15 protein-coding genes are annotated in these 23,229 nt (G+C 41.6%); 13 read left to right on the forward strand and 2 right to left on the reverse strand.

Annotated features, from left to right (window positions below; translation table 11 throughout):
- Positions 1-25 precede the first annotated feature (25 nt).
- From D0S24_RS18265 to D0S24_RS18280, 4 genes are all read left to right on the forward strand, one after another.
- Positions 26-1,546 (forward strand): RagB/SusD family nutrient uptake outer membrane protein, encoded by a 1,521-nt coding sequence (locus D0S24_RS18265; RefSeq protein WP_117021390.1) that lies wholly within the window; start codon positions 26-28, stop codon positions 1,544-1,546.
- 90 nt (positions 1,547-1,636) lie between these two features.
- On the forward strand, positions 1,637-3,061 hold the full coding sequence (locus D0S24_RS18270) for a sulfatase (protein WP_117021274.1): 1,425 nt from the start codon (positions 1,637-1,639) through the stop codon (positions 3,059-3,061).
- 19 nt (positions 3,062-3,080) lie between these two features.
- Positions 3,081-4,568, forward strand: coding sequence for an arylsulfatase (locus D0S24_RS18275; protein WP_251795830.1), 1,488 nt, complete (start codon positions 3,081-3,083; stop codon positions 4,566-4,568).
- 593 nt (positions 4,569-5,161) lie between these two features.
- Positions 5,162-5,530 carry a hypothetical protein gene (locus D0S24_RS18280; RefSeq protein ID WP_117021276.1) on the forward strand — a complete coding sequence of 123 codons (369 nt, stop codon included), beginning with the start codon at positions 5,162-5,164 and terminating at the stop codon, positions 5,528-5,530.
- A gap of 396 nt (positions 5,531-5,926) precedes the next feature.
- Here the strand turns inward: D0S24_RS18280 and D0S24_RS18285 are convergent, their stop codons facing one another.
- Positions 5,927-6,520, reverse strand: a complete 594-nt coding sequence (locus tag D0S24_RS18285; RefSeq protein WP_117021277.1) for an RNA polymerase sigma factor — start codon at positions 6,518-6,520, stop codon at positions 5,927-5,929.
- Between the two features lie 117 nt (positions 6,521-6,637).
- Between D0S24_RS18285 and D0S24_RS18290 the strand changes: the two genes are divergently transcribed.
- The 8 genes from D0S24_RS18290 to D0S24_RS18325 all read left to right on the forward strand — a co-directional run bounded on the left by D0S24_RS18290 (position 6,638) and on the right by D0S24_RS18325 (position 21,166).
- Positions 6,638-7,798: a FecR family protein gene (locus tag D0S24_RS18290; protein WP_117021278.1), complete on the forward strand. Its 1,161-nt coding sequence runs from the start codon at positions 6,638-6,640 to the stop codon at positions 7,796-7,798.
- 179 nt (positions 7,799-7,977) lie between these two features.
- The gene (locus D0S24_RS18295; RefSeq protein ID WP_117021279.1) at positions 7,978-11,337 is read left to right on the forward strand and encodes a TonB-dependent receptor; all 3,360 of its coding nucleotides are present in this window, start codon (positions 7,978-7,980) and stop codon (positions 11,335-11,337) included.
- Between the two features lie 18 nt (positions 11,338-11,355).
- Complete coding sequence (locus D0S24_RS18300; RefSeq protein ID WP_181938136.1) at positions 11,356-12,807, forward strand: RagB/SusD family nutrient uptake outer membrane protein; 1,452 nt, start codon at positions 11,356-11,358, stop codon at positions 12,805-12,807.
- 114 nt (positions 12,808-12,921) lie between these two features.
- Positions 12,922-14,541: an arylsulfatase gene (locus D0S24_RS18305; RefSeq protein WP_181938137.1), complete on the forward strand. Its 1,620-nt coding sequence runs from the start codon at positions 12,922-12,924 to the stop codon at positions 14,539-14,541.
- Between the two features lie 18 nt (positions 14,542-14,559).
- On the forward strand, positions 14,560-16,245 hold the full coding sequence (locus D0S24_RS18310) for an FAD-dependent oxidoreductase (RefSeq protein WP_117021282.1): 1,686 nt from the start codon (positions 14,560-14,562) through the stop codon (positions 16,243-16,245).
- Between the two features lie 11 nt (positions 16,246-16,256).
- Positions 16,257-17,837: an arylsulfatase gene (locus tag D0S24_RS18315; RefSeq protein WP_181938138.1), complete on the forward strand. Its 1,581-nt coding sequence runs from the start codon at positions 16,257-16,259 to the stop codon at positions 17,835-17,837.
- A 200-nt stretch (positions 17,838-18,037) separates the two neighbouring features.
- Positions 18,038-19,702, forward strand: a complete 1,665-nt coding sequence (locus D0S24_RS18320) for an FAD-dependent oxidoreductase (RefSeq protein ID WP_117021284.1) — start codon at positions 18,038-18,040, stop codon at positions 19,700-19,702.
- A 15-nt stretch (positions 19,703-19,717) separates the two neighbouring features.
- Entirely contained in the window at positions 19,718-21,166 is a 1,449-nt protein-coding gene (locus tag D0S24_RS18325) for a carbon starvation protein A (RefSeq protein WP_117021285.1), read from the forward strand.
- 178 nt (positions 21,167-21,344) lie between these two features.
- On the opposite strand, the gene D0S24_RS18330 is transcribed toward D0S24_RS18325, so the two are convergent.
- The gene (locus D0S24_RS18330; RefSeq protein WP_251795831.1) at positions 21,345-21,935 is read right to left on the reverse strand and encodes an RNA polymerase sigma factor; all 591 of its coding nucleotides are present in this window, start codon (positions 21,933-21,935) and stop codon (positions 21,345-21,347) included.
- Between the two features lie 124 nt (positions 21,936-22,059).
- On the opposite strand from D0S24_RS18330, the gene D0S24_RS18335 reads away from it, so the two are divergent.
- On the forward strand, positions 22,060-23,208 hold the full coding sequence (locus D0S24_RS18335; RefSeq protein WP_117021286.1) for a FecR family protein: 1,149 nt from the start codon (positions 22,060-22,062) through the stop codon (positions 23,206-23,208).
- Positions 23,209-23,229 lie beyond the last annotated feature (21 nt).

Here is a 23,229-nt window from a genome sequence, read left to right on the forward strand (position 1 = left end):
GGAAACAACATATAAGATACTGAAAATGAAACAACATATAAATTTCATAATACTAATAACGATCATTACATTGCTTTTTGGCTGTGATAAATTTTTGGAGGAAGAACCTAGGGATTTGGCCTCGCCTTCCAATTTTTTTAACACCCCTACCGAATTCGAATTGGCTATAGTGGGACTCTATAATATCTATAAGGACAATTCCCTTCACGGAAAAATAGGATTGGACCGTTATTATGAGAACGGGGCCGACATAATAGGGCCCAATAGAATTTTTGGGCAGGTAGAACCTACCCAGGCCTATACCTTGAGCGAAAGTAATATTGGTGCCATAGACCAAGGTGCAGGAGCACCTTTGACCTGGCAAAATTTATATGCCATTGTTCTTAATGCGAATACCATTCTGGAACAGATAGATCTAAACCAAACATTGACGGAGGAGGAGCGGAATATGTTTGAAGGGGAGACCCTGTTCCTACGTTCGTATGCCTATTACCATCTAACCAATCTTTGGGGGAACGTACCGTATTATAGGGACAATCTTCCCATAAGTGAAATACAGGTATTGCCCAGAACGGATAAAACCTTGATCAGAAACGAAATACTGGAGGATCTTCAAAGGGCACAGGACCTAATGCCCAATTCATTATCCGAAACCGACCAAGGGAAAGCTACCAAATGGGTTGCTGCCACCGTTATGGTAAAAATTCTGCTTACCCAAGAAAAATGGGAACAAGCACGGGATAAGGCAGTGGAGATAATCAATAACTCCCCACATGATTTATTGGATGATTACGCTGCCGTATTCGACCCCAATAATGAATACAATGTGGAGAATATATGGGAAATCGATTTTGTTCGGGACGTAAGTAGTAACGATTGGGTAGATCATTTTACCCCGCGAATAAGGGACGAACCTAAAGATCCCTCCCAACAAAACGCCTTGAGTGCTGCTTTGGGAGGCAGAAATGAAGGATTTACGGGTTATGGGCTTACCATACCTTTGCCGGACTATGTCAATGATTTTCCTATGGACGATCTTAGAAGATCAGAGAATATTGTTACCGAATACCTGGGATTCGAGCTTAATTTTCCATATATGCCCAAAATGTGGAATCTGGACCAAGTAAATTCACCTAGGGGAAACCATGGGGATAATAAAATTGTGTTTAGATTGGCAGATGTATACCTTATGGCGGCAGAAGCAGAAAATGAACTTAATGGCCCTGGCAACGCCTATCAATATATAAACGAAGTAAGAAAAAGAGCCTATGAGCCAGATCAGCCCTTGGCCAGTCTTACCCAAGAGACCTTCAGACAGGCTATTTATGACGAAAGGCGATGGGAATTGGGCGGAGAAGGACACAGACGAATGGATTTGATTAGATGGGGCATACTGTTGGATGTGGTAAAATCCACGGAGTATAGAGTGTATGACCCAGCTGCCAATATACAGCCCCATCATATATTGCTTCCTATACCTCCGGAAGAATTTACTTTGAATCCGGCTCTTTTGGAATCGGATCCAACAAACAACGGATATAGATAAGCATTTTTATAAAAGGCTGATCGGGTTGTCCTAATTGGCCTTTTATATTTATATTCAAAAATTTCATATCATTAGTTAAAGTAAAAATGTATGGTTCCAAGGATATTTGTTTTTATACTCTGTACCCTACTTATTTCTTGTTTAGGGGTAAATAAGGACAAGGTACAAGAGATTCCATTGGCAAAGCCCAACGTGATTTTTATTAATGTGGACGATTTGGGATGGAAGGATGTCGGTTTTATGGGGGGTGAATTTTTTGAAACGCCCAATATAGACCTGCTGGCTTCGGAAAGCATGGTTTTTATGAGAAATTATTCTGCTGCGGCCAATTGCGCCCCGAGCAGGGCGTGCTTAATGACAGGTCTAAATACGCCTAGGCATGGGGTCTATACCGTGAGTCCATCGGCCAGAGGGAACAAAAAATCCCGAAAATTGGTTCCCATTGAAAATACCGATTCCCTGTTATTGAAAGACATTACCATGGCAGAGCTCTTTAAAAAGGCCGGATATACCACTGGAGTTTTTGGGAAATGGCATTTGGGCAAGGATCCTACCGAACAAGGTTTCGATGTTAATGTAGGCGGAAGCCTTAGGGGCAATCCCGGACGTGACGGTTATTTTAGTCCCTATAATGATTTGGCAAATCTAGAAGTAGCACCGGAAGGGGAGAACCTTACGGACCGGTTAACACAAGAGAGTATTCAGTTTATAAAGGATAATAAAGACCGACCCTTTTTTGTATACCTGCCATTTTATGCGGTCCATACCCCTTTGCAGGCCAAACAGGAGCTTGTAACCAAATATGGGGGCAAATTAAACCAAAAGGACATATCGCCGGTCTATGCCGCTATGGTAGAGACGGTGGACCAAAATGTGGGAAAACTATTGAAGAGCTTGGCCGAAATGGGTTTGGAAGAAAATACTATTTTAATATTTACCTCGGATAACGGAGGAATAAGGAGCATATCTAGCCAAGAGCCCTTAAGGGCAGGTAAAGGTTCCTACTATGAGGGAGGAATAAGGGTGCCATGTACCATTAAATGGCCCGGAACGGATAGGGCCGGTAAAATAATAGGGGAACCTATCAGTAATCTGGATTTTTTCCCGACTTTCATGGAGCTTTTGAATGTGGATTTACCCAATTATAGATCCGACGGCCAAAGTTTAATGCCATTATTGAAGGGTGGTACCATGGAGGAACGACCCTTGTTTTGGCATTTCCCTATCTATTTGGAAGCCTACGACCCTAAATTGGATGATGGCCGCGATCCACTGTTCAGAACCCGCCCTGGATCGGTAGTGATGCAAGGCGATTGGAAACTGCATTACTACTATGAAGATAATGACATAGAGCTGTACAACCTTCGGGACGATGTTGGGGAAAGAAATAATTTGAACACTTCCAATCCCAAAAAGGCCAAGGAGTTATTAGGCCTATTAAAAGATTGGTTGAATGAAACAGGGGCACCCATACCCAAAGTTCCCAATCCGGACTATGATTCCCACGAAAACTAAATTAATTTATAAAAGATACATGATGATCATAACAAAATTTAAATCCTTTTACTATATCGCTATTGGTGTTGGCATACTATTCACATCCTGTAGGGAAGAAGCCAAAAAGGAAGTCTTAAAAATTACTGAAGCCGAAAAGCCCAATATAATCTACATTTTGGCAGATGACCTTGGCTATGGCGACCTTGGCGTCTACGGACAGAAAAAGTTTTCTACCCCTAATATAGACAGATTGGCCTCACAGGGAATTAGGTTTACCCAACATTATTCCGGGAGTACGGTATGCGCCCCTTCACGATCGGCCTTAATGACAGGGATGCATACAGGACATACCGTGGTAAGGGGAAATAAGGAAATACAACCTGAAGGGCAGTATCCCATACCCGATAATACGTACACCTTGGCGGAGGCCCTAAAAAAAGCAGGGTATGTTACAGGCGCATTTGGAAAATGGGGCCTGGGTTTTCCAGGGTCGGAAGGAGATCCGGTACATCAGGGTTTTGATACTTTTTTTGGATACAATTGCCAACGTTTGGGACATAATTATTATCCCTACCATCTATGGTCCAATAGGGATTCTATTGTACTTAAGGAAAATTTGGATATGGGTGATGGAAGCTATGCGCCAAAACTTATACATGACCAGACCTTACAGTTTATGGAAGACAATAAAGAGAAACCATTTTTTCTATACGTACCCTCCATTATTCCTCATGCGGAACTGGTTGCGCCCGAAGATTATATGGAAAAGCACAGGGGAAAATATCCTCCTGAAAAAGTGTATAAGGGAATCGATGAGGGACCGGAATTTAATCTAGGGCCCTATAGATCCCAGACGGAATCGCACGCCGCTTTTGCTGCCATGGTCAGCTTATTGGACGATCAGGTAGGGGAAATTATGGATAAGGTGGAAGAACTGGGCCTGGGCAATAATACCATAATTGTATTTTCATCCGATAACGGGCCACATCAAGAAGGTGGGGCCGACCCGGAATATTTTAATAGTAACGGACCTTTAAAAGGATTTAAACGCGATCTTTACGAGGGGGGCATTAGGGTACCCATGATTGTACGCTGGCCCGGAAAGATTAAGGCCAACAGCCAGACCGACCATATATCCGCATTTTGGGATGTTTTTCCTACCTTATCCGAAATTGCAGGGGTATCGGTTCCCAACAATCTTGATGGTATTTCCTTTCTTCCTACCCTTATGCAGAACGGGAATCAAAAACAGCACGATTATCTTTATTGGGAATTTCATGAAAAAGGGGGGCGACAGGCCATCAGAAAAGGAGATTGGAAGGCCGTTAAATATGATGTATTGAAAAATGCCGATGCCCCTATGGAACTTTATAATTTAAAAGTGGATTTGGGAGAGGAAAACAATGTTGCCCAAACGCAGCCTGAGGTAGTAAGGGAGATGCAGGCCATTTTTGATACTGCACGCACGGATTCCGATATTTTCACATTTTCCTCGCGTACCTATTTGTCCAAACAATTGAAATAGTTTGTAGTTTGGCTGCAATTATTTTTACCACCTTTGCCCGAGGGCCAATTACTGGTAGACTATTTCTATTGCAGATTATTTGAAGAGGGTAGGAATAGGGTATACCCATTATTTTTCTGTCCAATTGTTAGCAGCACCCATAAGCGGGCCTATTGATATGGAAATTCAAGAATTGGGCTATTTCTGTGAAAATTTGCCGGAACCCCAAAATACAAAAAAGCTAAAAGGGGAATGGGTTGCCTATGATTAAAATTATGGGTACTCCTTAACCTATATAACCCCCAAGGTGCAGCCACGGCTTTCCTCTCCCTAATAAAATTTCAGGATTTATTTGGGGAAAATTGCCCTATTGGGGTAAAATTACCCAGATGGATTGTATCAATGCCATCTTAGTATATTATATTATCTCCTGTATTTCAAGTGTTTAATATTTGGGTTTTCATTGCCTATGGTACATGGCATAAGCTTTGCGTAGGGTTGCAATGTATGATGGGTTTTTCACGATATTTTCATGATCGCTAACGCGAAATTGTTAAGACACGGAAAGTCTATCAAAAAGCAGAAAAAATTATTAAACCTTTAAATACATTGGTATGAAAAAAATTATTATTGCAGTCTTGTTTATAGTAGGAGCTTATGGTATGAACGCCCAAAGTAACGGGGCCGAAGCCCTTAATGGGGTAAAGGAAGGGTCAGTACTTCAAATAGGTACCTTGGACACCCCGAGATATAAGCATATAGATTTTCCAAGGGCTAATTTCATTATAAAAAAAGGAGGAATTGCCAACTATAAAAAAATGGAGGGGGTACAAGTAGTTGTGACCGCAATAAACAAAAAAAATGATGGTACTCTACAGGTTCAGATCAAAAGGACTGATGGCAGACGTTTTTTTGGTAATCAATCCGTTGTTTTTGCCGATTTGAAGGATGCACTTGAATCTGGGGAACTCAGGAAGATTTAGTATTTAAACAGTTTCTTTTCTTTCCGTCCAGTTCCGGGTTGTTAAAGTTGCTCTAATTGGTTAGTATGGGCTGGACGGAATTTTTGGTAATAATATACCAATAGGATATGTATTTTATAATTGGATACCGATCCTAATAATTCGTAATCCGGGTTTAAGAGAATCCAACTTTAGCTTCGGAAAATATTTTTGCCATAAGCCATAAGCAAAGGGTACTAAGCAGTGAAAGTAGGCAGGGAAAAAGTTCAATGTTCAATGTTATAAAGTTTAAAGTTGAGTCAAATTCTAATATCTAGCATCTAACATCTAATATCTCAATTCTAACATCTAGTATCTCATTTCTAATATCTAGCATCTAACATCTAATATCTCAATTCTATATTTAACATTAGTATGTTATTTGGCCAATCCTTTGGTTTCGCTGCCAAAGATAAGGAACATTATCATCCCATATTTCTTGCCCAACTTTTCTCTAAGGATTCCAAAGGCCTTGGTGATTTGAGCCTCCACTGTTTTTATAGATACGTTTAGATGTTCCGATATTTCAATGTTGGTAAGACCTTCTTTTTTACTTAGGATAAATACTTTTTGGCATTTTGGGGGTAGATTTTTGATCTCTGTGTTCACCACTTTAATCATCCGTTCCAAAATGTTCTCATCGGTCTCCTCTACGACATCTCCTAGCGACTCTATATATTTTTGCTGTAATAACATCATCGCCTTATTTTTTTGATAATTGTTTATAAACTCGTTGTAAACGGACTTGTATAAAAAGCTTTGTATGGAAAATTGTTTTTTTAATTTTTTTCTTGATTTCCAGATCTTTAAGAATACATTCTGCACTATGTCCTGAGCTTGGGCCGGATCATTCACCAAAGTTAGCGCATAGGCATTTAATCTTCTGTGATAGGTATCCAAAAGAAACATATAGGCTTTTTCATTCCCGCTAATAAGGTTTTCTATCAGAGTATCATTATCGCTAAAATTCATGAAAAGATAATTTTATCGCAAAATAGAACTAAAAATAATATGAATATAAAAATTATTTTAGAAAAAAGTTAGGGTATAGTAATTCTGTCTTGTATTATATAAAAGAATGGTTTAGAAATGATTTCCCCTGAAATAGAAAATCTTATTGTTAAATATTTGTCCCAAGCGGCAACGGCAACGGATTTGGATATTCTTGATAACTGGATAGAGGATGATAAAAATCATCAAGCCTTTAAGGACTTTGTTAAAACTCATTTTGCGATTACATTGGCTATGAACGATTCGGGTATACATAAAATTAAGGAAGAACTCCAGAAAGAAATAAGTAGGGAAAAGAGGGGATACTACAGTAGAAGATTTCTATCAGTAATGAAATATGCGGCTATTGCCATTTTTTTTATTGGAGTTGGGATCATATGGCAGCAGGATACTTTTAATAAAACACAGAACACAATAATTGTCCCAAGAACCGATGCCGTTACACTTGAGTTGGAAAATGGGGATGTAAAAGTCATTACGGAAGCTGGAACCGCCCAAGTTGAGAATTCCAATGGAAAGGTGGTCGGTGTACGTCAAGGAAACAAACTTGTTTACGACCAGGGTGAAGCATCGGAATTGGTTTATAATACATTGACGGTTCCAAATGGCAAACAATTTAATATTGTACTCTCGGACGGTAGTAAAGTGCACTTGAATTCGGGAAGTTCCATTAAGTATCCAATTAATTTCTTAAAAGGGCAGCAGCGGCAAGTGTTTTTAAGGGGAGAAGCTTTTTTTGAAATTGCCCATGACCGGGAACACGCTTTCATTGTAAATGCCCAGGATTTGAACATACAGGTCTATGGAACAAAATTTAATGTGTCCAACTATCCGGAAGACAGGGATACGGAAGTAGTTTTGGTGGAAGGTTCCGTTAGTCTCAAGGAATCCAATTTGGATAAGGGAGACAAGGGGGAAGTATATCTTAAACCAGGATATATGGGGGTCTATAATAGGTCCGATAACCATATTTCACAAGAGGAGGTGAACACCGCAATTTATACCTCCTGGTTGAATGGCAATTTAGTTTTCAGAAATATTTCCTTTGAAAATATTATTCAAAAATTACAGCGGCATTATAACGTGGTCATTATAAATAATAATAAAAAATTGGCACTCGAAACCTTTAATGCCACTATTGAAACGGAACATGAGACTATAGAGCAAGTGTTCAATTATTTTAACAAGGTCTATCAAATCGAGTACAAAATTATAGAAAACAAGATCATAATCAATTAACCCAAAAAATACCGTATGCCTATGGATTAAATCAATTAAGCCAATTCAACCACTTTACAAATTTCGATTTTCATCAAGAACAAGAAATAAAAAAAATCGGAAAATGCTGTAACATTTCCCGATTTCGTAAAGTGATCAGACCTTTTAATAAGTATAACCACCAGTAAACATTCAAAATTATGAAAAAACCACCAAAGTCCGTGGAAATATTCCTATGGCGCTTAAACTTTGATTTAAAAATGAAGTTATCACTTCTTTTTTTAATAACCGTATCCTTTGTAATGCAGGCCAATTCATCCTATGCCCAGAAGACCAAGATTACTTTGGATTTTGGGGATGCCACTATGGAAGAGGTCATTGATGAAATAGAGGCCAATACCGAGTTCAAGTTTATTTTTAACACCAAAACTTTAGATTTAAAGCGAAAGGTCTCCATAAATGTGAGGAAAGCCACAATTAAGCGGGTTTTGGAAATACTCTTTACCAGTAAGGATATTGTATATGTTATAGAGGATCGTAAAATTCTTTTAAAAAGGAAAGAGACAACAATAGGTGTTCTTAGTCCACCACCTTCCAATATGGATGTTGGGAAAATACAGTTTCAGTTAAGCGGAAGCATTAGGGATAAGGTGGGGCAGCCCATGCCCGGAGCCAGTATTGTTGAAAAGGGCACCACCAATGGAACCCAATCCGATTTTGATGGAAACTATACCATGGAGGTGGCCAATGGGAACGCGGTACTTATTGTATCCTATATTGGTTATGCCACCAAGGAAATACCCCTAAATGGGCAGTCCGTTCTGGATATAGTCCTTGAAGAGAGTGCTGCCGGTTTGGAAGAGGTCGTGGTGGTAGGCTATGGCACCATGAAGAAGGCCGATTTAACGGGCTCTGTTTCCCAAGTAAAAACGGAAACCCTGGAGGCTGTCCCGGTCTATAATATGGAGCAGGCATTAAAAGTGGGTGCGGCAGGTGTTAGGGTCTCCCAAAACTCCGGCACACCGGGTTCTAGGATAGAGGTTAGGATAAGAGGTGGCAATTCCATGATAGGGGATAACCAACCCTTATATGTGGTCGATGGCTTCCCTGTTACCGGAGGTATCGATTTTTTGAACCCATCGGACATAGAATCCGTTGACATTTTGAAAGATGCCTCGGCTACCGCCATTTATGGTTCAAGGGGTGCCAACGGGGTAGTGATCATAACTTCCAAACGAGGGGCAAAGGGACAGGATAGCAAGATTGAAATAAATAGTTTTTTTGGTATGCAGGAGTCCATAAATAGGTACGACCTGCTAAATGCACAGGAATATGCCATAGTTGCCAATGAATGGTTGAAGAATGAAGGTTTGGAGCCTTTTTTTGACCCAAATACAGTAGTAAATCCGGGTACCGATTGGTGGGATGCCATTTTTAGAGTGGCTCCCGTTACCAACAATACCATTACATTTTCAGGAAGTTCCGAAAAAGGTAGGTATTCCATTTCGGGCAACTACTATGATCAGGAGGGGATAATAGAAAACTCCGGGGTTGTAAGGGGATCCGTAAGATTAAATTTGGATCAACAGTTAAAGAGCTGGTTAAAAATGGGGGTTAACCTTCAAATATCACGAAATGTGCAAAATTTGGTCGATGTAGATAATGGAAATCGTGGAAATTCCTTGCTTTCGGCCGCTGCTTCGGCACCGCCAACCTTGCCGATTTATGATGAAAACGGCTTGCCTACCCAGATTGAACAGGCCTATAATTTTGGGTCCGCCGACATGCGGAATCCGTTGATTTGGACATTAAGAAAGAACCAAAATTTTTCCAATAGTGTTTTGGCCAACGCCAATTTTGATTTCGCCATTACACCGGAACTATCCTTTAAGACTTTGGCAGGATTGCAATACCAAGATGGGAGAAACGAAACCTTTGTGCCCATAATATATGATAATGATAGGGGGTCGGCCTCGGAAAGCAATTCCTATTCCAATTCCTTCCTAACGGAAAATGTACTCACCTATGCCAAGGTATTTAATGAAAAACATAGTGTTAATATCATTGGCGGAGCTACATACCAGACCAACATCAGTAGAAGTTCAAGGATAAGTGTTACTGGCTTTGCCAATAATGTTACAGAAAATTATGACTTGGCGGCGGCGGAATCCATTGGAAATCCTACATCGGGGTATACAGATTGGACCTTGGCCTCTTTTCTCTCCAGGGTAAATTACTCCTTTGATGGAAAATATTTGTTTACGGCCAGTGTAAGGGCAGATGGTTCCTCGAGATTTGGGGATAACCACAAATGGGGATATTTCCCTTCTGGGGCCATTGCATGGAGGGTTTCCGATGAGCCATTTCTTGAAGAAAGTAAATTTATCAATAATTTGAAATTGCGTGCAAGTTATGGCATCACAGGTAATACGGCCCTAAACCCGTATCAATCTTTGGATAGGCTTAGGTCGGTTAAATATATATACGGGAACCAGACCGATGTAATAGGATTTGTTCCCGATGGTATTTCAAACAGTAATTTAAAATGGGAAACTACCGGGCAGTTGGATGTTGGTTTTGATCTGAACATTTTAAACGATAGGTTACGCTTTGTATTCGACTATTATAAAAAGAATACCAAGGATCTATTGGCTTCGGTACCTCTTCCCCCTACGGTTGGCTTTGGATCTATTTTGAGAAATTTGGGCGAGATACAAAATTCAGGGTTTGAATTAAGTGTAGATGCGGATATATTGAAAAACGATTTCAAATGGGATATATCGGCACAATTTTCCGCAAATAGAAACGAAGTATTGGAACTTGCCGGGGACAGTGATATTTTTGGGGCCGAACAAGGTGCCGTTTGGCCCAGCGCCAACATTGCCAGGGTAGGGGAGCCTCTAGGGGTTTTCTATGGGCTTCTTGAAGATGGCCTGGACGAGAACGGTTTTATCAAATATCAGGATCTTAGCGGACCGGATGGGGAGCCGGACGGGGCGATCAATGCTTTGGACCGGGTTATATTGGGGAGCTATCATCCCGATTTTATTTATGGACTTATCTCCAACTTTAGCTATAAGGGTATAGAATTGAATATAGCCCTGGAAGGGGTGCAGGGCAATGAATTATTTAATGCTACCGACGGAACGCACTTAAATTCGTTTCAAAGGGGGAACAACCAATTTAGGGATATCATAGGGAATTACTGGACCGAGGAAAATCCGGACCCAAATGCAAAGTATCCGAAAATTAGCAGTGCTACCCAAGTAACCGTATCCGATCGTTTTATTGAGGATGCAAGTTATTTGCGGATTCGTTCAATGAGATTGGCGTATAATCTACCTGTTCAGCAAATTGGGCTCACAGGCTTTGATATGGCCCAAATATACGTATCGGGAACCAACTTGTTCACCTTTACGAGCTATTCGGGAATAGATCCCGAAGCAAATACCCGTGGTACCGATTCCAGTAATGTTGCCGATCGCTTAAGATTTGGCCATGACCAAAGCAGCTATCCGAATGCAAAAATATATGCCATTGGTTTAAAATTTAGATTTTAACTATTAATGTACCGTATCATGAAATATATATTTATTACAATAGTAACAACTTTATTGTTTTTTGGCTGTGACAAGGCATTGGAAGAAGTTCCCAAAGATTTTGTTTCCAAGGCCAACTTCTATAAAAATGAACAGGATGCCGAGGCTGCCATTGCCGGGGCCTATGCAGGAATGCAAAATGATTTTTTCGGGATAACCAATTATCTTATGACCGAACTGCATGGGGATTATTTGTTTGGGAGAGGCTCACAGGCCCCTATCACGATTTGGGATCAAATTTTGAACCAGCAGAATATAGGGAGGTGCGCCACCAACTGGTCCCAGTTTTATACCACTATCAATCGCGCCAATGCCGTACTGGACAATGTTCCCAATATTGAAAATATGGATGCCAATACCCAAAAGCAAATATTGGCAGAGGCCCATTTTCTTAGGGCTTTGTGCTATTTCGAATTGGTACGGGGTTGGGGGGCCGTTCCCCTTAAGACCAGTGAAAGCATTGATTTGAGCGCTGTTGAGGCGCCCCGGGCACCGGAGAGTGAAGTGTACGATCTAATAGTCCAGGACTGCCAAATTGCAGAAAATGATTTGGGAGAAGTAGGTGCCGAAACTGGCCGTGCCTCTAAATGGGCCGCCAAAATGTTATTGGCCCATGTATACCTTACGATGGAAAATTGGACCGGGGCCGCTGAAAAAGCCAATGACGTAATTACCAACGGACCGTTTTCCCTGGTAACGGTGACAGAGCCGGACGATTTTTATAAAATTTTTGCAGTGGATACCAGTACAGAGGATATTATGTCCATGCACCACTCCGAGACAAAAGGCTCCACCATTCCCAATTATCTGCACAGGGCGGGCAATATACCCTATAATTACTCTTCAGGTGGGGTTTTTGCATGGTTGCCGGATATGAACTCATTTATAGGGGATAGTTGGGACAGTAATGATTTAAGGAAAGATTTTAATCTCTACACCGAAATTCAGAATGCGGATGGAGAATGGGTTCCCCTACCATCTACTACACCCGTACTGTTTAAAAAGTTCATTACCAATGCTTCGGGAATTAGTTTGTACAGTGTTCCTATTTATAGATTTACCGAGGCTTATTTATTTTACGCTGAAGCTTCGGCTATGGCTGATGGTACCCCTTCAGATCTGGCATTGGAGCGACTCAACATGATAAAGCGAAGGGCCTATGGGTATGATCCATCCACTATATCTCCGGTAGACTATCCTTCTGGAATGGGAGGAGATGAATTTAGGGATGCCGTAATTCAGGAGCGTGCCTATGAGTTTATTACGGAAAGAAGGAGGTGGTTCGATTTGAAACGTACGGGCAAGGTGAAAGAAGCATTTGCAGCTGCGGGGAAAAACATTATCGATGAGCGTCTTTTGTATCCTATTCCAGAGGACGAAATCAATAACAATCCTGCCATTGGTCAGCAAGATCAAAACCCAGGGTACTGAAAGCTAGAGTGGGTTTATAGAAGTTCCCTAATATAAAGGAAATTTTACAGGCTTTTGACCAAGCCTGTAAATTCCTTAATGGAATTTATATTTCAAACTGAATTATTACCAACTATGAAAATGACTAAAAACGCATTAGTGTTAAGGGGGGTGTACATACGTTTGGCAGGGCTTTTTATTTTTGGAGCACCCCTATTTTCCGTTAACGGATATTCCCAAACGCTTAAAGGGAAGTCTCCCAATATAGTCTTTATTTTTCCGGATCAGTTAAGGTCCGATTATATAGGGGCAGAGGACAAGAGTGTAGCTTATACGCCCAATATGGATCGTATGGCCAGAGAAGGAGCTATATTTTCAAGGGCATATAGTGCTTCACCAACTTGTTTGCCCGCAAGGGCCGCTTTGTTAACAGGAATGGCCCCATGGAAGAATGGTCTTTTGTCTTATGCACCAATAGCGACAAAGTATACATATGAAATGCCCCAAATGTTAAGGGATGCAGGTTATTACACTTTTGCTACGGGAAAACTTCATTTTAAGCCTATTGGGACTGGCGATCTCAATGTGAAATTGAGTGAACTGGATAGCAGTAAATTTATGCACGGTTTCCATGAAATAAAATTATGTGAAGGTTGGGGACATCCGCAGAATGCATATAACATATGGTTTAAGGAAAACGCCCCTAATTTGGCTATGGATGGTACCGGACTAGGGCCCACCGATCATCGCACAGGTATTTATCCTTACAGTGATGAATTTCATCCAACGGCTTGGACCGCCAACCAGGCTATTGAATTCATAAATAATAACACTGGCGATAAACCTTTCTTCCTTAAAATAGCCTTTCATAGGCCTCATCCACCTTTTGATCCGCCAAAGAGATGGTTGGACTTTTATAGAAAGAGGGAAATCCCAAAAGCTGTAGTTGGCGATTGGTCGGAAGAAAAATACGGAGGATTTAACCAAAAGCCCCTGCCGGACCAGCAGTTAAATGCCCCTAGGGGACATTATGGTGATAGTATTGTTCGTGATTCACGGGAAGGTTATTTGGCCGCCATTAGTTTTTTGGATGAACAAATTGGAAATGTCATAGCTTCTTTGGAAAGAAAAGGCGAGTTGGAAAATACCTTGATCGTTATATCGTCCGATCATGGTGATATGATGGGAGACCATCATTTATGGAGAAAGTCCTACCCTTATGAAGGCTCGGCCGGGGTACCGATGATCATCAGATGGCCAGAGAGTATCGGAATAAAGGCAAGTCGTGGTCAGGTCATTAAAGAATTGGTGGAGTTAAGGGATATCCTGCCTACTTTTCTCGATGTAGCAGGTGTGGACATACCGTCCGAAATGGATGGCAGGAGCATGATGGCATTATTGGAAGGCAAGAAAAAGGGATGGCGCAAATTCCTGGATATGGAACATGGTCAATGTTATTGGAAGGAAAACAGTTGGACGGGATTAACGGATAGGAAGTACAAGTACATCCATTATTCCGTAACAGGGGAAGAACAGTTGTTCAATTTAATAAAAGACCCCGGAGAGAAAAATAATCTTGCCGGCCTATCCAAATATAAAGGTATCCTAGCTAGATGGAGGCAAAAAATGGTAGATCATTTAACAGAGCGGGGAGAAGAATGGGTTAAAGGGGGCAAATTGGTCATCAGGGATGAAAATATAGTTTTTAGTCCTAATTATCCAAAGGAATATTATCCAGAAGAAATTAAAAATTAACCACTAATTAAATATAAAATGAAAAAAATTATAAGCGTGTTTATGTTGTTCCTGATGGTTCAATGGACGAACGGTCAATCCAAGAAGTATGATATCGTAATCTACGGCGGAACATCGGCCGGAGTGGCTGCTGCCCTTCAAAGTAGTAGGATGGGCAAATCCGTGGTGTTGATAGAGCCAACAAATCGCATAGGCGGTCTCACAACGGGAGGCTTGGGCCAGACCGATATTGGCAATAAGCAGGCTATTGGAGGTATTTCCAGAGAGTTTTATGAGAATATCAAGAAATATTACGATGATCCCAAAAATTGGAAATGGGAGAAAAATTCCGAATATATGGATGGTGGGCAAACCCGCACTGAGGAAGGGGAGGCTACCATGTGGACCTTTGAGCCTTCTGCTGCCCTAGCGGTATACAAGGCCATGATGGATAAGGAGAAAATCACGATGGTCTATAACGAACGGTTGAACAGGGAATCCGGGGTTAAAAAAGTAGATGGCAGAATAGCATCCATTACCATGGAAAGCGGCAAGACTTTTAAAGGAAAAGTATTCTTGGATGCCACTTATGAGGGAGATCTGATGGCTTCTGCCGGGGTTTCCTATTCCGTAGGTAGGGAAAGCAACGAGGAATATGGGGAAACCCTGAACGGGGTACAGGCCAATAGCATAAATAGGGCCTTGACCGGCTTTGTTTCCAAAAACGCCTTCAACCACAATTTTATACCAGGGGTGGATCCATATGTGGTAAAAGGGGACCCAACATCCGGATTATTGCCAAATGTTAATGAGAAGCCTGGTCTGGAAGGGCAGGGCGATAAAAAAATACAGGCCTATTGTTTTAGGATGTGCCTTACCGATCACCCGGATAACCGTATCCCTTTCCAAAAGCCGACAAATTATGATGAGGTAAATTATGAACTTCTTTTTCGTAATTATGAAGCCAGAAAGGGGCCTATAAGGGAAATGTACAGTTACGGCAATTCATTGCTTCCTTGGATCAATTCAAGTATGCCCAATAGAAAAACCGATACGAATAACAAGTTCGGTTTCTCTACGGACTATATAGGTAGAAATTACGACTATCCCGAGGCCTCATATGGGGAAAGGGAGAAGATCATCGAAGACCATAGGAACTATCAGATGGGGCTTATGTGGACCTTGGCCAATCACCCAAGGATTCCTGCCGAGGTCCGGGAGGAAGCTTCCAGATGGGGCACTACCAAGGATGAATTTGAAAGGGCGGATGGATGGCAGCAACAACTATATATCCGCGAAGCCAGAAGGATGATTAGCGATTACGTAATGACGCAAAAAAATTGTGAAGCATTGGATGTGGCCGAAGATGGTATTGGATTGGCAGCCTATGGGATGGATTCCCATAATGTGCAGCGTTATGTGGATGCCAATGGATATGTGCAGAACGAGGGCAATGTGGAGGCCCATGGCTTTAAGCCCTATCCCATAAGTTATGGATCATTGGTGCCCAAAAAGGAGGAATGCCAAAATCTTATTGTACCTGTATGCGTAAGTTCCACCCATATCGCCTTCGGATCTATCCGTATGGAGCCAGTGTTTATGGTCTTGGGGCAATCGGCTGCCACAGCGGCGGTAATGGCCATAGATGGTAATACCAATGTTCAGGAAGTACCATACCCTAATTTAAGGGAGCAGCTCCTTAAAGATGGCCAAAGGCTAAAATGAGTGTAGGTAATATGATTATAATTGATTCCAGATCGATAAAAAGGAGGGTACTTTATCAAGATAGGATAGCAGGTATTCGTGAATTTTTCAAGAAAAGGATTTTTATTTTTGGTCTATTCTTGATGGTCTCCTTACTGGCTTCCTCATGTAAAGATAAGGATGGTGGTGATTTAGGGGTCTATCCCAATGTTGTAATCATCTTGGCGGATGATCTGGGTTATGGAGATCTACAATCGTATAACGAAAATTCCTTGATTCCGACACCCAATTTGAACAAGCTGGCTTCTGAGGGTATCCGCTTTACGGATGCCTATTGTCCGGTTTCAGTTTGTTCCCCTTCCAGATTTGCCCTAATGACGGGAACGTATCCTTTTAGAAGTTGGAAGAAATCGGGGGTCATGGCCAATTATGAACCATCATTGATAGCACCTGGTCAATTGACATTGATGCAAATGCTTCAACAAAATGGATACGTTACCGCCGGTTTTGGCAAATGGCATCTTGGTACCACCTTTCCTACATTGGACGATAAAAAACCGGCAGGTTATGGTAAGTTCAAAGCGGAAAACAATGGGGCCAATATAGATGTAAACAGGCCGGTAAGCGACGGTCCAATAGACCAAGGGTTTGAACATTGGCTTGGATTTAGTTGCGCTAGTGAATGTTGGGTGCTGGAGGGCAAAAGAGTTATGGGAATACTTCAGCACGATTACTATAATGTGGATTCCGCACAGAACAAGGAGCATTTAAAAACTATACCTCGGGATGAATATCTTTCGCTCATTACGGACAAAAGCACTCAATTTTTGACAAAGCATGTTGCCAAGGATAGGGGTAAACCATTTTTTTTGTATTATGCTCCCTATGTTCCCCATATTCCATTGGCAGCAAGTGAGGATTTCATTGGATCAACGGATGCAGGCCTATATGGCGACTATGTGCACGAGTTGGATTTTTATATCGGGAAACTGCTAAGTACTTTGGATAGTCTAAACTTGGCCAAAAATACAATAGTTCTTTTTGCCAGTGATAATGGTTCCACTTTTACGGAAACCAGTAGGGATACGGATTTTTCGAAGGTCAGTAACAGCTTGGGCGAGATGGAGGTTAAGGCCAATAATTCTTTGGTTCATAACCCCAATGGGGAATTACGGGGAACGAAACAAACGGCTTGGGAAGGTGGAGTTAGAACCCCGTTTATAGCAAGATGGCCCGGGCATTTTCCCCAAGGAGCCGTTTCAAAACAGCTTTTTGCCCTAAATGATATTATGGCCACCCTGGCTTCTGTTTTAAATAAAAAATTACCTGGTGATCAGGCTGTGGACAGTTATAACTTACTCCCTGTTCTTAGAGGTAGCCCAGTAAATGTCAGACCCTCGGTAGTCATCCAATCTGGAAGAGGGGACAAAGGTCTACGCATGGGTAAATGGAAATATATCGAGCCAAATAATGCAAATAATGGGACAGGGGAATTATATAACCTGGAAGAAGATGCCTCGGAGGAGGATAATCTAATAGTGAAAATGCCGGTAAAGACACAAGAATTAAAAAGTGCATTGGATAAAATTGTTGAGGGGAAATCTTCAAACTAGTGTTAAGTTAACGGTGAAATGACTTTTCGACTTCCCGCCCGAACGGCCCGTTCGGTACGGGCGGCCGTTCGAAGAGACGATAGATTGTCCGGTCGAGCGGAGTCGAGACCTAAATTTAATTACAAAACATACTTAACATAACACTAGTAAAGATTTAATATTAAACCTATAGGAATAAACAATTCAATAAAAATTAAACTATGAAACGAAAATTAAGTTACCTCGGTTATTTGTTACTGGTCATTTTAGTATCAAGTCTATCATCTAGTTGCGGAAATAGTGACAAACCGGACAATAGCAATGTTGCCGATATCATTATCTATGGTGGCACTTCCGCGGCCATATCGGCAGCAGTGGAAGCCAAGCGTTCCGGAAAATCCGTAATAGTCGTATCCCCGGATATCCATTTGGGCGGACTGTCCTCTGGAGGGCTGGGCTTTACAGATACCGGGGACAAGAGTGTCATTGGGGGCCTTGCCAGGGAGTTCTACCATAGGGTCTGGAAACACTATAACACGGAAGAGGCCTGGATGTGGCAGAAAAAAGAAGAATATGGCAACAAAGGACAGGGTACCCCGGCTATGGACGGAGAGAACAGGACCATGTGGATCTTTGAGCCCCATGTGGCGGAAAAGGTCTTTGAGGATATGGTGGCGGAAGAGCAGATCCGTGTGGACCGGGATGAATGGTTGGATAGGGAAAACGGGGTACAGATGAAGGATGGGAATATAGTTTCAATTACCACTTTGTCCGGTAAGACGTATTCCGGTAAAATATTTATGGACACCACCTATGAAGGAGACCTTATGGCCGCGGCGGGCGTAAGTTACCATGTAGGGCGCGAAGGAAAAGAGGTATATGGAGAGGAATGGAACGGGGTACAGACCGGTGTCCTGCACCATAAACACTGGTTTGAGTCGGATATATCCCCATATGTAGTACCTGGGGATCCCAATAGTGGCCTACTGCCCAAGGTATCTGGAGAGCACCCGGGCGAAAAGTATAGCGGAGACGATAAGATCCAGGCCTATTGTTTTCGGATGTGTATGACAAATCATCCTGAAAATAGAGTTCCCTTTCCAAAGCCTGATGGTTATGATCCCATGCAGTATGAACTTTTGGCACGGGTTTTTGAGCATGGCTGGAAGGATTGGTTCGTGAAGTTTGATCCTATACCAAACCATAAGACGGATACCAATAACCATGGCCCATTTAGTAGTGACAATATAGGTATGAACTATGATTATCCGGAGGCAAGCTACGAAAGACGAAAGGAAATCATAAATGAACATGAAAATTATCAAAAGGGCCTTCTTTGGTTTGTGGCCAACGACCCTAGGGTACCCGAGGACATACAGATGGAAATGCAGAAATGGGGCTTGTCCAAGGATGAGTTTAAGGACAACGGCAATTGGCCCCATCAGATTTATGTTAGGGAAGCCAGGCGGATGATAGGGGATTTCGTCATGACCGAAAATGAACTGTTGAAAAAAAGCCCCACCCCTAAACCAATAGGTATGGGTTCCTATACAATGGATTCGCATAATGTACAGCGCTATATTAAACCCGATGGGTTTGTACAGAACGAAGGGGATATAGGGGTAAGTACCAATGGTCCATATACCATATCGTACGGTTCCTTGGTCCCGAAAAAGGAAGATTGCAAAAACCTTCTGGTGCCGGTTTGTCTGTCCTCCAGTCATATCGCCTTTGGTTCAATTCGTATGGAGCCCGTGTTCATGATTTTGGGGCAATCGGCGGCTGCGGCCGCAGTTCTGGCTATCGATGATGAAATGGCGGTACAGGATGTGGGTTATGATAAATTAAAGGGAGTTCTGTTAGGGAAAGGACAAATAGTGGAATAGGATAAAATTTCGTGTATGATTTCATTCATAGTTTCCATTGCAGTCCTGATCCTGGGTTATTTTACCTACGGAAAATTCGTTGAAAAAATATTCGGAGTCGATAAGGACCGTCCCACTCCGGCCATAAGATTACAGGATGATGTGGATTTTATGCCCTTGCCCGCCTGGCGAATTTTTCTCATCCAATTTCTGAACATTGCAGGACTTGGACCTATTTTTGGAGCGATTGCCGGAGCTATGTTCGGACCTGTCGCATTTCTATGGATCGTACTTGGAAGTATATTTGCCGGCGCTGTCCACGACTATTTGTCGGGCATGCTTTCTGTGCGCCATAACGGACTCAGTATTAGTGAGGTAGTAGGTATATATCTTGGTCCAAAAATGAAGCATTTTATGCGCTACTTTACCATAATACTTTTAATTTTTGTCGGTGCGGTATTTTTAATGGGACCGGCCAAGATCATAGATGGGATGACGGGTAATATGTGGAACCTATGGGTATGGGTGGGCATTATTTTGGCCTACTATATTCTCTCCACCCTTTTGCCCATAGATAAAATGATAAGTAAGCTCTACCCAGTTTTTGGTATAGCCATGCTTTTGATGGCCGTTGGGCTGCTTTTGGCACTTTTATTTGGGGATTACCACATCCCGGAAATTGTACCGGCCAATTTAAGGAATATGACCACTAGTCCTTCTGACACTCCCTTATTTCCTATCCTGTTCGTGACCATTGCGTGTGGTGCCATATCGGGATTCCATGCAACACAATCCCCCTTGATGGCACGTTGTATGAAGAATGAAACATTGGGAAGAAAGATTTTTTATGGTACTATGATAACCGAAGGTATAGTGGCCCTGATCTGGGCCGCAGCGGCAATGACCTTCTTTGGCAATGTAGAATCGCTCAATGGCGCTATGTTGGCCAATAACAATAATGCGGCTTGGGCTGCCAATGAAATATCGCTCCACATGTTGGGTAGCGTAGGAGGCGTTCTGGCCCTATTGGGCATTGTAGCGGCACCTATAACCTCTGGAGATACCGCTTTTAGGTCGGCCAGGTTGATTCTGGCGGATGTGTTCGGAACAGATCAAAAAAAGATCAAAAACAGGCTTTACCTGAGTTTACCCTTGTTTGTGATCGCCTTTGTCCTTACCCAGATCGATTTTGGCATTATATGGCGCTATTTTGCCTGGAGCAATCAGACCTTGGCCACGGTGGTGCTTTGGACCATTACGGCCTATCTTATGTACAATAATAAAGCCTATTGGGTAACCTTTTTACCGGCAATTTTTATGACCATGGTGTGCAGTACCTACATTTTAATTGCTCCCGAGGGATTTAAATTGGCCAATAATTTGGCATATATCGGAGGAGGCTTAATTTCGATCTGTATAACTATCCTATTTTGGAGGTATACGGCTAAAAGACAAAGGGATTTGGGGCCTTTGCCCATTAATTAAGAGAGTTGGGTTTGTTAGTTAAGTTGCAAAAGGAACAATGGGAGACTGTTGTTCTTTTTTTTGCTAACGACAATTTTTAACCTCATATTTATTGGGTTGACGGAGATTTAGGTACGGCAATCTTCGAAAAGTTGACTGATATTACCCATAGGTTTAGGGTTGACAGGACACTAAACCATCATACTAATTTATGTAGGTGTTTGCCAAAGACTACCATCATGATCATTTTATATTTTTTCCCCAACCTTTCCTTTAGAATTCCAAATGCTTTTGTGATTTGGGCTTCCACCGTTTTTAAGGAAACATTTAGGTATTCCGATATTTCCATATTGGTCAGCCCTTCCTTTTTGCTTAACACAAAAATCTGCTGGCATTTGGGCGGTAGGTTTTGTATCTCCTTGGTTATTTGCGCTATAATTAAATCAAAGGATTGCTCATTATGCATATTTACCGCTTTTTCCAGACCCTCGAAATATTTGTGCTCCAAGATCATTGTGGAACGATTTTTCTTATAGGCATTTATAAATTCATTGTAGACCGACTTGAACAAATAGTTTTGTAAAGACGTGTGTACGTTGAGTTTCTTTCTCTTTTCCCATGTTCTTAGAAAAACATTCTGTAGAATATCTTCGGCTAGGGCATGGTCGTTGGTCAATGTAAGCGCATAACCAAAAAGTCGCCTGTTGTACATATCTACCAAACTTACGTACGCCTTTTCATCCCCTTTTTGCAAGCGCTTTAATAATAAAGCATTATCAGCCATTTTCATAAAATAGATAAAAGTTAAGTTGGTCGTAAAATAATGCAATGGTTATTACAAATATGAAAAAAAAATCAACAAAATGTTAGGGTATTGCAAATTTGTTCTGTCATTACTTTAAAGGACACACCTAATGACCAGATCTGAAGAAGAAGGACTTATACTTAAATATTTGTCAAATCAGGCAACGGCAAACGAGCTGGATATTTTGTCCGATTGGATTTTGGAAGAAGGCAATGTTGCCATTTTTGAGGAATACATTCAATTACATTTAGAGATAATTACAAGTATGAACGGACCGGACACGGATAAGATAAAACATACCCTACTTCGGAAAATAAAGAAGGACAAGATTCGTAAGAATATAAAGGGGTTTTTGAAATATGCCGCTATAGCCCTGTTGCTTTTTTCTTTGGGCTACTACATTCAACAAGAGTATATTATAAATAACGAAACCAGTATATTGATTCCTAAGGAAGAAGCGGTTACCATCGTTTTGGACAACGGTAAGGTGGAAACCCTTGTGGCTGATGACAATAGGGAAGTACGGGATACGGAGGGCAATATTATCGGTAGGCAGAACAAGTCCAAACTGAGCTATACCGCCACCACCAAAAATCAAAAATTAATCTACAATACGCTGAATGTACCCTATGGCAAAAGATTTGATGTGGAGCTATCCGATGGAACCCATGTCTATTTAAATTCAGGAACATCCCTACGTTACCCCATAAGCTTTATCCAAGGAGCTGCCCGAAAAGTTTTTTTAACAGGGGAGGCCTATTTTGATGTCAGGGAAGATAAAGAACATCCTTTTGTGGTGAATACCCATGAGATCGATATTCAAGTGTTGGGTACAAAATTCAATGTATCCCACTATCCTGAGGAAGCCAACATTAATACGGTCTTGGTGGAAGGAGCCGTTGAGCTGCGGAGGACTTCCAAAGAAACTTCCGATCAGGAACCTGTGGTGTTGGAACCTGGTTACAAGGCGGAATGGTACAAAAACAATGATGAAATAGCGATAAGCAATGTGGATACCGGTCTTTATACTGCATGGTTGAGTGGAAAATTGGTTTTTAGAAACACTCCGTTTAAACAGATCCGTGAAGCCTTACAACGATATTATAACGTAACCATCATTAATAAGAACGACCAATTGGAGGAACAAATGTTCGATGCCACTTTTGATATAGAAACAATCGACCAGGTTTTGGAATCATTTAATAAAAGCTGGGCCATAGACTATACCATTGTTAACAATGAGGTAGTCATTAAATAATTTTTAAACCCATTAAATCCA

Origin of the sequence: Arenibacter sp. P308M17, from assembly GCF_003426735.1 — a bacterium.
GTDB lineage: Bacteria > Bacteroidota > Bacteroidia > Flavobacteriales > Flavobacteriaceae > Arenibacter.